Consider the following 715-nt stretch of genomic DNA (forward strand, 5'->3'; position numbering starts at 1 on the left):
GTATAGCCAATTCCAACCCGGAGCCCACAACTATATTTATCTGGCATTATTAGCGGTAATAGCAGATCTGCACCCTTAAATAAACGGATCTATTGTGACAAGGTTTAGTGTATTGCCTGGTTAAGGAGGAGTGAGGAGCTTTGCAGTCACAAAAAGCGACTAAAAAACGGAGCTGGATTGCGTGGTGGAATGGGTCAATTCGAAGACCGTCATTCTTCTTCAATGTTGTCCAAGCCAGCTCGAAAGTGGAGATTTGTCATTATGTATAGCTTGTTGGTGTGGCAAAAGTTTCGAGACTGGGAAGGCGGAGCATTCAGCTTCGACAAGAATCGTTTCTTGGAGTATACGAGTGCAACGATTAAGGAACAGTTGGGGTCTCTTTCGAAAGAGGCTGTTGACTGCCTTAAGTCTTGGCCTTGCGTGCTGATGGAAGAGGGCTTTGGTGAAGAGATTGTACACGTTGTCCGCATAGTGGAACTATATGACCGTGGAACAGAAATCCAGTTGGTCGTTGACTCGTGTCCGATTAAATTCCCGATTTTGAATGACGACCTATGGCGGATCCGTGCCGAGTTAGACATCGGTCAGTTCGAGTTCAGCAGATACCATTGGGCAGTGAAAGAGCGAGATCTGTTCTCAGTGTGTTGTCTCAGCCTGAATCGGAGTGATGCCTGTATTTCTTAGTGAGTGCGGTCAGTTGCACTCAGCATCTTTA

At 46.3% G+C, this 715-nt stretch carries 1 protein-coding gene; it reads left to right on the forward strand.

The window, feature by feature from the left end:
- Positions 1 to 261: 261 nt before the first annotated feature.
- Complete coding sequence (locus JNK74_28865; protein MBL7650193.1) at positions 262 to 684, forward strand: hypothetical protein; 423 nt, start codon at positions 262 to 264, stop codon at positions 682 to 684.
- Positions 685 to 715: the final 31 nt, after the last annotated feature.

Source organism: Candidatus Hydrogenedentota bacterium (assembly GCA_016791475.1).
In the GTDB taxonomy this organism is placed as follows: Bacteria; Hydrogenedentota; Hydrogenedentia; order Hydrogenedentales; family JAEUWI01; genus JAEUWI01.